This window comes from Marinobacter halophilus (assembly GCF_003007685.1).
Classification (GTDB): domain Bacteria; phylum Pseudomonadota; class Gammaproteobacteria; order Pseudomonadales; family Oleiphilaceae; genus Marinobacter; species Marinobacter halophilus.
The window spans coordinates 1-13,242 of the sequence record NZ_PXNN01000008.1 but is presented as its reverse complement, the minus strand read 5'-3'; the positions used below and the strand labels follow the sequence as shown (position 1 = coordinate 13,242).

Here is a 13,242-nt window from a genome sequence, read left to right as displayed (position 1 = left end):
CGGGTCTGTAGCTCAGGTGGTTAGAGCGCACCCCTGATAAGGGTGAGGTCGGTGGTTCAAGTCCACCCAGACCCACCAAAATCGCCCAGTTCGGCGTTATCGAATGACTTGCATAGCAGGCTATGCGGCGCCATTCGATGCCTTGATCTGAACGATTTTAGACATAGCTTACTGGGGCTATAGCTCAGCTGGGAGAGCGCCTGCCTTGCACGCAGGAGGTCGGCAGTTCGATCCTGCCTAGCTCCACCAAATATTAACTGACTAACTACGGTTAGCAGTGTACAGAAACGAATGTTTCAGATTGATGAAATCTTCCTTTCTGATCACTGGGTCAGATTTGCTCTTTAACAAATTGGACGAGATAGAACACGAAACTATTTTTCTCATTATCTCCGAGAGAAATAGGTTCAATGTGATAACGATTTCAAGCGTTATCCGGTGTTGTCGTTGAAGTGGTTGTATATGACTTCGAGCGACTGTCTCTGAACCTCATCCTGGATGAGAAAGCTGGTTTCACTTCGGTGGAGTCGGGGCTCTTGTTTGTGGTGGCGTACAGATCAGTTGTCTTGGGGTTATATAGTCAAGCAACTAAGCGCATACGGTGGATGCCTTGGCAGTCAGAGGCGATGAAAGACGTGGAAGCCTGCGATAAGGTTCGGGGAGCTGGCAAACAAGCTGTGATCCGGGCATTTCTGAATGGGGAAACCCACCTAGTTTCGGCTAGGTATCTTGCACTGAATACATAGGTGTAAGAGGCGAACCGGGGGAACTGAAACATCTAAGTACCCCGAGGAAAAGAAATCAACCGAGATTCCCTAAGTAGCGGCGAGCGAACGGGGACTAGCCCTTAAGCTAGACAACTGGTAGGAGAAGGCTCTGGAAAGTGCCGCCATAGTGGGTGATAGCCCCGTATCCGAAACCTGAGTCTAGTGAAATCGAGTAGGTCGGCGCACGAGAAACGTTGACTGAATATGGGGGGACCATCCTCCAAGGCTAAATACTCCTGACTGACCGATAGTGAACCAGTACCGTGAGGGAAAGGCGAAAAGAACCCCTGTGAGGGGAGTGAAATAGATCCTGAAACCGTATGCGTACAAGCAGTCGGAGCAGACTTGTTCTGTGACGGCGTACCTTTTGTATAATGGGTCAGCGACTTATGTTCAGTGGCGAGGTTAACCGTTTAGGGGAGCCGTAGGGAAACCGAGTCTGAATAGGGCGAATTAGTCGCTGGGCATAGACCCGAAACCGGGCGATCTATCCATGAGCAGGTTGAAGGTTGAGTAACATCAACTGGAGGACCGAACCCACTGTCGTTGAAAAGCCAGGGGATGACTTGTGGATCGGAGTGAAAGGCTAATCAAGCCCGGAGATAGCTGGTTCTCCCCGAAAGCTATTTAGGTAGCGCCTCGGACGAATACCACAGGGGGTAGAGCACTGTTTCGGCTAGGGGGTCATCTCGACTTACCAACCCGATGCAAACTCCGAATACCTGTGAGTACTATCCGGGAGACACACGGTGGGTGCTAACGTCCATCGTGAAGAGGGAAACAACCCAGACCGCCAGCTAAGGTCCCAAAGTACCAGTTAAGTGGGAAACGATGTGGGAAGGCTCAGACAGCTAGGAGGTTGGCTTAGAAGCAGCCATCCTTTAAAGAAAGCGTAATAGCTCACTAGTCGAGTCGGCCTGCGCGGAAGATGTAACGGGGCTCAAACTGGTCACCGAAGCTGCGGATGCATCGCAAGATGCGTGGTAGGGGAGCGTTCTGTAAGCCTGCGAAGGTGTGTTGAGAAGCATGCTGGAGGTATCAGAAGTGCGAATGCTGACATGAGTAACGACAATGGGAGTGAAAAACTCCCACGCCGGAAGACCAAGGTTTCCTGCGCAACGCTAATCGGCGCAGGGTGAGTCGGCCCCTAAGGCGAGACCGAAAGGTGTAGTCGATGGGAAACGGGTTAATATTCCCGTACCTTGGATAGCTGCGATGGAGAGACGGAGAAGGCTAGGTGAGCCGGGCGACGGTTGTCCCGGTTTAAGCGTGTAGGGAGTGGGCTTAGGCAAATCCGGGCCCACAATTCTGAGACGCGACGACGATTGCCCTAGGGCGAGAAGTCATTGATGCCATGCTTCCAGGAAAATCTTCTAAGCTTCAGGCTATTCGAGACCGTACCCCAAACCGACACAGGTGGTCAGGTAGAGAATACCAAGGCGCTTGAGAGAACTCGGGTAAAGGAACTAGGCAAAATGGTGCCGTAACTTCGGGAGAAGGCACGCTGGTGGTAGGTGAGACCCCTTGCGGGTGGAGCTGAAACCAGTCGAAGATACCAGGCCCCTGCGACTGTTTATTAAAAACACAGCACTGTGCAAACACGTAAGTGGACGTATACGGTGTGACGCCTGCCCGGTGCCGGAAGGTTAATTGATGGGGTTAGCATTCGTGCGAAGCTCTTGATCGAAGCCCCGGTAAACGGCGGCCGTAACTATAACGGTCCTAAGGTAGCGAAATTCCTTGTCGGGTAAGTTCCGACCTGCACGAATGGCGTAACGATGGGGGCGCTGTCTCTACCCGAGACTCAGTGAAATTGAAATCGCCGTGAAGATGCGGTGTATCCGCGGCTAGACGGAAAGACCCCGTGAACCTTTACTATAGCTTCACAGTGAACTTTGAACATGCTTGTGTAGGATAGCTGGGAGGCTTTGAAACCAGGACGCCAGTCCTGGTGGAGCCAACCTTGAAATACCAGCCTGGCATGTTTGAGGTTCTAACTTGGTCCCCTTATCGGGGATGAGGACACTGTGTGGTGGGTAGTTTGACTGGGGCGGTCTCCTCCCAAAGCGTAACGGAGGAGCACAAAGGTGGGCTAAGCATGGTCGGACATCATGCGGTTAGTGTAATGGCACAAGCCCGCTTGACTGCGAGACAGACACGTCGAGCAGGTGCGAAAGCAGGTCATAGTGATCCGGTGGTTCTGTATGGAAGGGCCATCGCTCAACGGATAAAAGGTACTCCGGGGATAACAGGCTGATACCGCCCAAGAGTTCACATCGACGGCGGTGTTTGGCACCTCGATGTCGGCTCATCACATCCTGGGGCTGAAGCCGGTCCCAAGGGTATGGCTGTTCGCCATTTAAAGTGGTACGCGAGCTGGGTTTAGAACGTCGTGAGACAGTTCGGTCCCTATCTGCCGTGGACGTTGGAGATTTGAGGAAAGCTGCTCCTAGTACGAGAGGACCGGAGTGGACGAACCTCTGGTGTTCGGGTTGTCACGCCAGTGGCATTGCCCGGTAGCTACGTTCGGACAGGATAACCGCTGAAAGCATCTAAGCGGGAAGCCCCTTCCAAGATGAGATCTCCCTGAGGCCTTGAGCCTCCTGAAGAGCCGTTCAAGACCAGGACGTTGATAGGCTGGGTGTGTAAGCGCTGCGAGGCGTTGAGCTAACCAGTACTAATTGCTCGTGCGGCTTGACTATATAACACCCAAGACAATTGCGGATAACGCTAAGCAACATCGAAATCAACATCACACGTTCTATCTCGTCCCCCAGTGATCAACCGTTTTGTCTGACGACTATAGCGGTCTGGAACCACCTGATCCCATCCCGAACTCAGCAGTGAAACAGACCAGCGCCGATGGTAGTGTGGCTTCTGCCCATGTGAGAGTAGGTCATCGTCAGACTCTTAATACCCTAACCCCCGATAGCACCGCTGTCGGGGGTTTTTTCGTTTGGTGCACCGAAAACATGACGAAGCGCACAGCTAAAAGCCGCAAACAAAGATAACATTCGATAAAGACTGGCACCGAATTACAAGAAAGCCAGCTTCAGAGACACTCATCAGTTATCCAGTCGATGCCGTCAATAATAAAAAGCGGCACAAGGGTGTGACTATGAGTAAAAAAATACGACTACTGCTGGCTTGGCTGGCAGTCTTGCCGTTACCCAGCCTCGCTGGCCTGCAGCCTATTACCGACGAACAGATGTCTGAGGTGACCGGTCAGGCGTTTCTTTCTGTTGATCGACAGTATCACCCTGATCCCAGCGACAGCACTTCTTACACCCGCGTTAACCTCGGTATGGATATCGAACTCCAGACCAATATTGATGTTTTAGAGCTGGGTCGCTATGAGAGAGAGGGGGAAACTGAAGGTTCCTCCGACGTCCTGATCAAAAACTTCGCCCTTGGTTACATTAACAATCAGGCCTATTACCAACGCAACAGTAAGGCTGCTCGCCAATATCGACCTGACGGCACAGCCTATTCCGAAAATGAAATCGTCCCATTCATGATCGAGAATCCCTTCTTCGAGTTCGCCTTTGACGAATCAACCAGCGAGGTGGTCGGTGTGCGTCTCGGATTTGGCAACGCCATGGGTGTGCTGTCCGGTAAAATCGAAACCCTCACCGGCAACGTCAATATTGATATCATTGACCGTGGTGAAGGCCTGTCGCAAGCCAGTTCCAGTGGCAATTTTTTCGATCAGGCGATTGTTCTTCTTGCCCCGCTCCTGGCAGGTGGCAGTCCTCTGGCCACCAAGGCTCAACTTGTTTATGGTGATCCCAGCGACCCTCGTCGGGGTGAGCTGGATCCGATCAGGGCGGAATTCATCGGCGTGCCCAATGGAGAGCGGTTTATTCTTGAGGACGCCAACAGCTTTACACGTTGGGCGTTGAAGAATTTGATTGGCTGGGGCTCCAGCTCAGAAGTCGAAGTCCCTAACTGCTCCTTTTTCAGCTGTGGCTCAGGCGACATCTACGTTTACGCTGAGGGCTGCAGAGTTCTCGGCATTGATGCCTGCTTTGATCTTGATGGCTACAACAGTTTTCCTATCGGGCAAGTGGAAGAAGTTAACGGAGAACGCCGAATTACCGGGCCCGCCGATGGTGCGTTTCTGTCGTTTCAGACCAAAGATCTGGACTGGCTGAAAGATGTTAAAAAGGGCGATTTGACCGTTGATGATTTTGTGCGCGCGACTTCGGGAGCTTTCTTCAATATTCCCAACGGCGCAACCGAGGTTAATCTGAACGAAGCACTATATGGTACCGACCGATACCGAACGGAATACATTGATCGTGGTCGAGGCCTGTTCTGATGGCTTGCTACGCGGGAGGTTCAGCCACCTATAATCGTCAGTTCAGGTTGATTTCAGTATTCGTGTTCTGGTTCGCTTTACCGGTATTTTCAGCCGCCGAACTGCAAACACTCGGCGAAGCGGAAATGTCGGAAATTGATGGTGCTGGCATCGGTCTGGTCTTTGACAACTTTACCTTTTCACACGGGACTGATCGTCCTGATGCCGATGGCAATCAGTCCAGAATATTCCGGATTTCGGGTATCAAGAGTACCGATGGACAGGAGGTCGACATCACCGTCAATCACCTTTATATCGCCGGTGCCAATACCAATTATGGTGAAAACCTCACTCCGGTAAACCTGGGTCGACTTGTGAATCCCTGGCGGATTGATGTCGTCGATGGCAATGACATCGGCATTGCCAACAAAGCCGTACTGGAGTTTGCGGGGCCGTCAAAGATTGCTCCCACCGAAGGCTTTGACTGTATGGGTGGTTCCGCCGCAGCGGGCAGTGGCAGTTGCTCGAGTCGACCCGCCACGGACAGCTGGATTGGCGAGCGGGCGGATATCGGAATGCAGATGAATGTCGCCGTTGGCGATGACCGGTCCGCGAATCTCAATATTCACGCAAAGAGTGCCGTAATTGACGGGAGTTACTTACGGCTTTGGGGTGATGACCAGCGCCAGCAGATGGCCGGGCAGTTCAAGCTGAATTTCTATTCTCCGGAACTGTCGATCAACGCCTGCACTCAGGATGGGGCGACGTGTGGCTCCCGGATTACCATGTCTGATTTTGCCCTTGAATTGGCGATCGGTAACAGCCTGCAACCAGTCTATTTCGATGTTGACGGAAACGGCAACTTCATACTTGAGGTTGATGCCATCCGTGCACCCGGTGCCGGGCAGATTGCAGCCAACGGTTTGAGGGCCGGCAGCAATGCCCAGACCTGGGATTTTTATGAGGACTACTACAGTAATCCCGAACTCCGCAGCAACCTTAGTATCGGTAATTTCAGTGTGGGGGATAAGGATTTTGGCACCGCCCGTGTCCAAGGTATGTTGATACAGCACCTGAGAATACAGACCAAGGACCTGGCGCCATGAACCTTTCCCGAGTTTATCTGAATCCCGCGGTGCTGGCAGCTATGCTCTCACTCGCGTCTTACCCGGTGCACGCAGAGATGGCCCCCCTGGGTGACGAGGCGCTCGCGAATGTCTCCGGTCAGGGCGGTATCTATCTGTCAGGTGATATCAGCATCAATGATGTGGGTGGTCCGATTGAAAACAGCTATTTCGGACGCTGCGATGAAAGCGACAAAAAATGCGGTGCCCGATTTGCCTATCGTCTCAGAGAGGATGGCGGCTGGTTGGTCCTGGATGAGATAAAAGGGCTGTTTGCCTTCGAAGGCTTAACCCTGCGAGTCAGAAAAATAGATTCTGGCTTTGAGGGTGATGGAGAACTATTTGACCGGGACGTGATCGAGCTCGGCTTGCCCGACACCGTTCGGTTTACCGATGTTCAGTTCAAGTTAGCGGCCAGTAGTACGGCGCGGCCGACAGATCCCGGCTTTATGCAAACCGACATTTTTGCGGTGCAGATGCAGGGAGATGTCATCATGCAGGGAAATCTGCTCGTGTTTCCCGACGGGAACCCATAGGTGCAGGTATGTATATGACCATCACAACTGCTCGCTCTCATCATTGGTCCCGCCGCGGAATGGTTGCCCCGATCCTGCTGCTAGCGCTTGCGGCCCGGGCGGACATGGAGCAGCTAGACGATTTGGCCTTGTCACAAGTTCAGGCCCAGAGCGGTATTACCCTGGAAATGGAACTCAGTATGGCCGCCGACCGATTGTCGTACTATGACGACGGTCAGGGTGTCCATCTCGAAGGGTTGCGCGTAGGTTCTGCTTCTGATTCGGACCAGGGGGCATTTCACCGAATCAAGGTCGATGTCGGTACGGATGCGTCGCTAAATCTGGAGTATCTGGTAGAGGACCGGCGGGTAGAATTCGCGGACATACGGCTCGCCGGAGCCCCGGGGGTCGGTATCGGTGGCTTCTTCTTTGATCAGTCACTCGCCGGAACCTTGAGCATCCGCCAGGACGGGGGTGTTGGCGGTAACGGCTACACCTTCGACTCGGCCTACACCATGACCGGCGGTCGGCTTGGCTACCAAACCAACGGCAACACCGTGTTCCTGGACGATGTCACCATGGATGTCGAGGCCCTCGGCGTCACTCTGGATCTGGTCGGCAGTACCCTGGAAATAAACTCGCCACGAGTCACCGGCAACTGGCGTGTCGGTGCCATGCGTTACAGTAGCGATCCGGCCAGTTATGGCCGGAGCACCAACCCCACAACTGGCCTGCCATTGCCCAGTTACGGTGGTTTGCAGGGCAGTTATGAAATGTCGTCCTGGACGGGGATTACCGCTGGTGGCCGCTCAGGTGAGGGTTTGCGGCTGGACCATGAAGCCACCATTTATACGGCATCGTTCATTTACCTCGATGATGACAGCGCGCTGGCGTTCAGGGACATCACCGGGGAATACCGGATTCACGACTTGCGGGTGGACGTCGATCAGGACTGGTCAGGCCGGCCGGCCGTTGCGTTGACGCTTGGTAAGCTCGAGGGCAATCTCAACATTGGTGCGATTGAAGTGGGTAGTAGTGGTGCCAGTTTTGGCTCAGTTAACCTGAACTTTCTGCTGGAGGATCAGGTCTTCAACGGTCGCACCTACCGTAATGCGGTCTATCTTCAGGGTGGCGGGCACCCTGACGCTGGCCCCCAAGGCCTGAGGCTAGCAGCCGAATGGAGTTTGCGGCTGGCTGATTTGAGTTACACGGAAGACGGCAATCGCATCATCTTCAGCGGACTTCAATCCTGGGGCCGTGGCGATGTCACCGTGAATGTGACGCGAAATGAAGTGCGCAATGGAACCCGCTTTTATGATGGCCTGCGCATAGGCTTTGACGGCTTGGAGGCAGGATATCGAATCAACGGTTTGCGTGTCGGCAGTGACGATGCGCAACTGCAGGGGGGTACCGAGTTGTTGTTGGCTTTGGGCTTCTATCCGGCCTACGAGTTTGAACTTGATGGCCACGTCACGCTGGGGGCAGGGGGCGCCTCCGGCGAAGGTCTGACAGTCAATTCCGATATTCAGATTCGGAACGGCAAAGCGGCGGTGATAGCCGCGCCCTATAATGAGGGCGTTGGTGAAATTCCTCAAAAAGGCCTGTGGCTGACCGAAATGACCTATGACGGCCACATCCGGGATATGACGCTGGATGTGACCGACGGGGGGCTGGCCATCGAAACCGGAGAAGCCTGGAGTACCATGGACATCGGAAACGTGCGTGTCGGCACCAAGGAAGACGGGGCCAGTTTTGGTCGCGTGCAGCTCCAGAAGTATGAGCTTGGCAGCACCACTTTGGTCAAGCCGGGCGGGGCCGGTGATGTCTGCGTGGGTGCCACAGGAAGTTCAGCGTCAGCCTGTGGCGCCGCGGGTGGTCAGTGGGAAGAGAGGGGCAGTGAGGGCGTGACCATTGCCATGAAAAATATCCTGGCCCGCGGCGAAAGCAACAATAAAAAGAATGCGATACTCTGGGAGAACAATCGCGGCGTGGATGGTCGGGGGCAACCGATCAACAATACCGGTATGGGCTTGTTGGTAGACGATATCCATACCAGTGATGGCGGCGATTTCAATGGTAGCGGCGTTGACGACAATACCTACGGCATCCGGACGGACTTGTCAGTGGATGTTTACCAGACCAGAGTAATCAAAAAAACGAATGGCCCCGACTCGCAAGGCATCGTCGGCAACCGGGGTGATGAAAAAATAATGATGCCGGGCAACCCGGGCGGATATCGTTATGTGTCCGCACCGGGCCCGGGCGATGTTGCCAACCGACCACTTGGCTTCGCAGTAAAGGCGGAAACCCGATTCAAAGAACTGTCAATTAATAACATCGACCTTGTTCACCCGACCGGTGGCCATCAGACGGTGGTCTATGGTGCAAAACTGCAGAACTTCGATATCAGAGCGAACCTGACGGCAACACCGATACCCTGAGAGCGTGACGCTTTACGACAATAAAGGGGTACTCGAGGTGGTTGCCCTTTTGTGTTTTGGGCCGTCCTGTTGTCTAATCCGGGCTGTTATTTTGTCGCCGGAAACCGCTGTATGAAATCCACCACGTTATTATCATTGCTTCAGGATCGCTGTATTCATTCTGGCGAGTCCCTTGCGCGAACCTTGGGCGTATCCCGCACGGCAGTCTGGAAGCAGATACGCCGGGCTCAGGCGGACGGTGTTGAGATCAAGACCATCCGCGGGCAAGGCTACCAACTGGTGTCGGTATTGGATCTGCTTCTGGTTGAACGCATTCTGGCGGCTCTGACCCCGCGCCATCAAAGTAAAATCGATCTGGTTATTCTTGATGATGTTGACTCAACCAATGCCGAGGTGGCCAGGCGGTTAAAGTCTGTGCCCTCAACGCTGCCGGTTGTGATCGCCGATAGCCAGTCCGCAGGTCGTGGGCGACGCGGACGCAACTGGGCCAGTCCTCGCGGAGAGAACCTCTACCTGAGTTTGGGCTTGACGGTTCACGGAGGTTTTTCCGCCCTAGATGGCATGAGCCTCGTTCTGGGCGTTGCAGTATCAAGAGCATTGGCGGCGCTTGGTACGACCGGTGTTGGCCTGAAATGGCCGAATGATCTGTTTTCCGACAATAGAAAGTTAGGTGGAATACTGGTTGAAATTCAGGGGGAGCTTCAGGATGGTGAGGTTCAGGTAATTGCAGGGATCGGGATCAATGTGCATATGTCGCAAGTCAACGGCGTCGATCAGCCCTGGGCCAGCCTCGCAAACCAGTGGCCAGAGATCCAATGGAGCAGAAATGAAATCGCGGCGGCTATTGTCGGGCAGGTGTTGGCGATCGTGGCCGAATTTGAAGAGCAGGGTTTCGCAGCCTTCAGAGAAGAGTGGCAAGCTCAGGATATCTTTTTTGGACAAGATTTGATGGCGAGAGAGGGTGACCTGTTAGGGCAAGGACGCGGGATTGATGCTACCGGTAATTATCAGGTTATGACCGCGCAAGGTCTGGTTGCAGTGCGGGCAGGCGACATCAGCTTGCGGGTTCGCTCATGATACTGCTGATCGATTCCGGTAATACAAGAGTCAAATGGCGCCTGGTGGATTTGTCGGGGTGTGTATTGGAGCGAACTTCAACATTGACTGTTCCGCAGCCTTTCGAGCCTCTTCGGTTGCACGCCGGAAACATAGATCGGATTCTGGTTTCCACCGTGGGTTCGGAACAGAGCCGGAATAGCCTGGAGCAAGCATTGGCCGGGCTTACCCGGGTTCCGGTCCAGTTCTATTGGGCCGAGGCGACACGTGCGGGTCTGCAGAACTCCTATCAGGATGTTGCCAAAATGGGGGCTGATCGCTGGCATGGCATGGTTGCTGCTTGGCTGGTGCATCGCCGAAGCTTCGCGGTGGTAGATGCCGGTAGCGCGGTGACAGTGGATTATGTCAACGGTGAGGGGAAGCACCTTGGCGGCTACATTCTGCCTGGTTTACAGATGATGCGCCGAAGTCTGAAGTTGGATGCTGCAAGAATTGGATTTGAGTACGACGAACAAATTGACGCTACGCCGGGGCGATCTACTGGTCAGTGCGCTAATCACGGGCTTGCATGGCTCACCGAAGGCTTAGTGAACAAGCTGCATGCGGACTCTCAACGCCTTGGGTTATCGCAAATCCTGGTGACTGGTGGCGACGCAGGCCGATTTTTAACGTTGGGTCTGAACGCGGTACATTGCCCGGGGTTGGTTCTTGATGGGCTGGAGCACATTGAAAAGATGGAGTCTCGAGGATGAAGTGGCTTGCCCTTGTGCTGGTCGCGCTCAATGGCATGCTCTGGTTTACCGCGAGTTGGCAGTCGCCGTCTGCCTTCAGTCAGTCGGATGGCGGTACGCTACCCAGAGTCAGCAGTCTCAAAGTACAGGACGCGAGATCGTCGCTGAGTCAGTCAGAGCGAACGTGTCTGCGGTTTGGTTGGATTGATACCCGTGAAGATGCAGATCAACTGGCGGCGCAATTTGCAAGGCCGTTTTTGATTCAGGAATTGGACCGGGAATTGTCACCGCTGAACTGGGTGATGATACCCCCGCAGCCCCGGGAGGCGGCCTTGGCACAGTTTCAGGATTTATATGCTCGAGGTGTTGAGTCTTATGTGGTGACCGATGGCGAGTACCGCAACGCCATTTCGTTGGGATTGTTCGAATCCAGGGCTGCGGCTGAGTCGGTGTTTAAAGAAAAAATACAGCAGAATCTTAATGTAGTGCTGGTCAACTTCCCCCGAAATCGGATAGGATACGCCCTCGTTTTAGGTGTTGAACCGCACCGGGAAACCGAAATGGTTCAAGCGGTTGAGGCGGAAAATCACAACAGTTTCGATTTCGTGGAAATCTACGCTTGTGAAGGTGTTGCATCACCAGAAAAAAATCCGTAGTATACCGCCCTCGCTGAACAGGCGAATGTGAGCTGGCGTAGCTCAGTTGGTAGAGCAGCTGACTTGTAATCAGCAGGTCGGGGGTTCGATTCCGTCCGCCAGCTCCACTTTAAGTTTTGAGCAGATTCGCAATTGCGAGTTTGTACGGGAGGGGTTCCCGAGTGGCCAAAGGGATCAGACTGTAAATCTGACGCGAAAGCTTCGCAGGTTCGAATCCTGCCCCCTCCACCACTTATTGCTCGCGGGCATCGTATAGTGGCTATTACCTCAGCCTTCCAAGCTGATGACGCGGGTTCGATTCCCGCTGCCCGCTCCAATTTGGTTTAATGCTCATGTAGCTCAGTCGGTAGAGCACATCCTTGGTAAGGATGAGGTCACCGGTTCAATTCCGGTCATGAGCTCCACTTTTTGTCCGGTCAACGTTGCGATTCTGGTTGATTAGGGAGATTGGTCGAATGTCTAAAGCAAAATTTGAACGTAAAAAGCCGCACTTGAACGTGGGTACCATTGGTCACGTTGACCATGGTAAGACCACTCTGACCGCTGCTCTGACCCGTGTGTGTCACGAAGTATGGGGTACGGGTGAGCTGCGTGCGTTCGACCAGATCGATAACGCACCGGAAGAGCGTGCGCGTGGTATCACCATTGCGACCTCCCACGTTGAGTACGATTCACCGACTCGTCACTACGCCCATGTAGACTGCCCGGGCCACGCCGATTATGTGAAAAACATGATCACTGGTGCGGCTCAAATGGACGGCGCTATTCTGGTTTGTTCCGCAGCTGACGGCCCCATGCCGCAGACTCGCGAGCACATCCTGCTGTCTCGTCAGGTAGGTGTTCCTTTCATCGTTGTGTTCCTGAACAAAGCGGACATGGTCGATGATGAAGAGCTGCTTGAGCTGGTTGAGATGGAAGTTCGTGAGCTGCTGGATATGTACGACTTCCCGGGCGACGACACTCCGATCATCATCGGCTCTGCGCTGATGGCGCTGGAAGGCAAAGACGATAACGAAATGGGTACTACCGCTGTCAAGAAGCTGGTAGAAGCCCTGGACGACTATATCCCTGAGCCTGAGCGTGCCATTGATCAGCCGTTCCTGATGCCGATCGAAGACGTGTTCTCTATCTCTGGTCGCGGTACGGTTGTGACTGGTCGTGTAGAGCGTGGTCTTGTCAAAGTTGGTGAGGAAGTGGAAATCGTCGGTATCAAAGATACCGTGAAGACCGTTTGTACCGGCGTTGAGATGTTCCGCAAGCTGCTGGACGAAGGTCGTGCCGGTGAGAACGTGGGTGTTCTGCTGCGTGGTACCAAGCGTGACGACGTTGAGCGTGGTCAGGTGTTGTGTAAGCCGGGCACCATTAAGCCGCACACCAAGTTTGAGTGTGAAGTGTACGTGCTGTCCAAAGAAGAAGGTGGTCGTCATACGCCGTTCTTCAAGGGCTATCGTCCACAGTTTTACTTCCGTACCACCGACGTAACCGGTTCTTGCGAACTGCCGGAAGGTGTGGAAATGGTTATGCCGGGTGACAACGTCAAAATGACGGTTACCCTGATCAACCCGATCGCCATGGAAGATGGTCTGCGCTTCGCGATTCGCGAAGGTGGCCGTACCGTTGGTGCCGGCGTGGTCGCCAAGATCATCGAGTAA

The 13,242-nt window shown here is 53.9% G+C and carries 8 protein-coding genes, 6 tRNA genes and 2 rRNA genes; all 16 read left to right on the top strand.

Annotated elements, in window-relative coordinates; translation table 11 throughout:
* Position 1 precedes the first annotated feature (1 nt).
* The 16 genes from C7H08_RS05435 (at position 2) to tuf (ending at position 13,242) form a co-directional block, all read left to right on the top strand.
* Positions 2 to 78 (top strand) — tRNA-Ile (locus C7H08_RS05435).
* A 95-nt stretch (positions 79 to 173) separates the two neighbouring features.
* Positions 174 to 249, top strand: a tRNA-Ala gene (locus C7H08_RS05430).
* 329 nt (positions 250 to 578) lie between these two features.
* Positions 579 to 3,469, top strand: a 23S ribosomal RNA gene (locus C7H08_RS05425).
* 90 nt (positions 3,470 to 3,559) lie between these two features.
* A 5S ribosomal RNA gene (gene rrf / locus C7H08_RS05420) occupies positions 3,560 to 3,675 on the top strand.
* A 210-nt stretch (positions 3,676 to 3,885) separates the two neighbouring features.
* Entirely contained in the window at positions 3,886 to 5,088 is a 1,203-nt protein-coding gene (locus C7H08_RS05415; protein ID WP_106670744.1) for a hypothetical protein, read from the top strand.
* Positions 5,088 to 6,173: a hypothetical protein gene (locus C7H08_RS05410; RefSeq protein ID WP_106670743.1), complete on the top strand. Its 1,086-nt coding sequence runs from the start codon at positions 5,088 to 5,090 to the stop codon at positions 6,171 to 6,173. Before C7H08_RS05415 ends, C7H08_RS05410 begins: the two co-directional genes overlap by 1 nt.
* Positions 6,170 to 6,727 carry a DUF6160 family protein gene (locus C7H08_RS05405; RefSeq protein ID WP_227663429.1) on the top strand — a complete coding sequence of 186 codons (558 nt, stop codon included), beginning with the start codon at positions 6,170 to 6,172 and terminating at the stop codon, positions 6,725 to 6,727. Before C7H08_RS05410 ends, C7H08_RS05405 begins: the two co-directional genes overlap by 4 nt.
* A 14-nt stretch (positions 6,728 to 6,741) precedes the next feature.
* Positions 6,742 to 9,147 carry a DUF6160 family protein gene (locus tag C7H08_RS05400; RefSeq protein WP_106670742.1) on the top strand — a complete coding sequence of 802 codons (2,406 nt, stop codon included), beginning with the start codon at positions 6,742 to 6,744 and terminating at the stop codon, positions 9,145 to 9,147.
* A gap of 111 nt (positions 9,148 to 9,258) precedes the next feature.
* The gene (locus C7H08_RS05395) at positions 9,259 to 10,224 is read left to right on the top strand and encodes a biotin--[acetyl-CoA-carboxylase] ligase (protein ID WP_106670741.1); all 966 of its coding nucleotides are present in this window, start codon (positions 9,259 to 9,261) and stop codon (positions 10,222 to 10,224) included.
* On the top strand, positions 10,221 to 10,955 hold the full coding sequence (locus C7H08_RS05390) for a type III pantothenate kinase (protein WP_106670740.1): 735 nt from the start codon (positions 10,221 to 10,223) through the stop codon (positions 10,953 to 10,955). The genes C7H08_RS05395 and C7H08_RS05390 overlap by 4 nt, the downstream gene beginning before the upstream one ends.
* Positions 10,952 to 11,590 carry a hypothetical protein gene (locus C7H08_RS05385; RefSeq protein WP_106670739.1) on the top strand — a complete coding sequence of 213 codons (639 nt, stop codon included), beginning with the start codon at positions 10,952 to 10,954 and terminating at the stop codon, positions 11,588 to 11,590. The genes C7H08_RS05390 and C7H08_RS05385 overlap by 4 nt, the downstream gene beginning before the upstream one ends.
* A 31-nt stretch (positions 11,591 to 11,621) precedes the next feature.
* Positions 11,622 to 11,697: transfer RNA gene (locus C7H08_RS05380), tRNA-Thr, on the top strand.
* Positions 11,698 to 11,737: 40 nt separating this feature from the next.
* Positions 11,738 to 11,821 (top strand) — tRNA-Tyr (locus tag C7H08_RS05375).
* Between the two features lie 10 nt (positions 11,822 to 11,831).
* Positions 11,832 to 11,906 (top strand) — tRNA-Gly (locus C7H08_RS05370).
* A gap of 12 nt (positions 11,907 to 11,918) precedes the next feature.
* Positions 11,919 to 11,994: transfer RNA gene (locus tag C7H08_RS05365), tRNA-Thr, on the top strand.
* Between the two features lie 51 nt (positions 11,995 to 12,045).
* On the top strand, positions 12,046 to 13,242 hold the full coding sequence (gene tuf / locus C7H08_RS05360) for an elongation factor Tu (RefSeq protein WP_106670727.1): 1,197 nt from the start codon (positions 12,046 to 12,048) through the stop codon (positions 13,240 to 13,242).

Excerpts from the sequence above, each read along its gene's own strand:
- C7H08_RS05415 (WP_106670744.1), top strand. The coding sequence starts at position 3,886 with ATGAGTAAAAAAATACGACTACTGCTGGCTTGGCTGGCAGTCTTGCCG.
- C7H08_RS05410 (WP_106670743.1), top strand. The coding sequence starts at position 5,088 with ATGGCTTGCTACGCGGGAGGTTCAGCCACCTATAATCGTCAGTTCAGG.
- C7H08_RS05405 (WP_227663429.1), top strand. The coding sequence starts at position 6,170 with ATGAACCTTTCCCGAGTTTATCTGAATCCCGCGGTGCTGGCAGCTATG.
- C7H08_RS05400 (WP_106670742.1), top strand. The coding sequence starts at position 6,742 with ATGACCATCACAACTGCTCGCTCTCATCATTGGTCCCGCCGCGGAATG.
- C7H08_RS05395 (WP_106670741.1), top strand. The coding sequence starts at position 9,259 with ATGAAATCCACCACGTTATTATCATTGCTTCAGGATCGCTGTATTCAT.
- C7H08_RS05390 (WP_106670740.1), top strand. The coding sequence starts at position 10,221 with ATGATACTGCTGATCGATTCCGGTAATACAAGAGTCAAATGGCGCCTG.
- C7H08_RS05385 (WP_106670739.1), top strand. The coding sequence starts at position 10,952 with ATGAAGTGGCTTGCCCTTGTGCTGGTCGCGCTCAATGGCATGCTCTGG.
- tuf (WP_106670727.1), top strand. The coding sequence starts at position 12,046 with ATGTCTAAAGCAAAATTTGAACGTAAAAAGCCGCACTTGAACGTGGGT.